Raw genomic sequence first — 299 nt, forward strand, 5'->3', positions numbered from 1 at the left:
AGCAGTCAACTCTGGACGATCAGACTTAGCCATTTCTTCACCAACGAAGGTAGAGATGCCAGCATCCTGAACGTTATCAATAGCTTCAACAGCAGCAGAACCACCTTCAGCAGCAACAGGATCAAACGCAGTACCACGAACAGTGATTACTTTGATGCCGTCAGAAGACTGAACAGTAGCGATCGCATTACCTGCATAGATAGGACGAACGAAAGTATCAGCTGATTCAACTTTGATGATGTCAGAGATTTGCGCCACATCCAACAAAGCAGCTACACGTGGAAGGAAGTCCTTACCCG

At 46.8% G+C, this 299-nt stretch carries 1 pseudogene; it reads right to left on the reverse strand.

Features of this window, described 5'->3' with window-relative positions:
• Window positions 1–299, reverse strand: a pseudogene (locus tag A3756_RS02470) (electron transfer flavoprotein subunit alpha/FixB family protein); the annotation flags it as partial.

The sequence above is a fragment of the Oleiphilus sp. HI0086 genome (assembly GCF_001635225.1).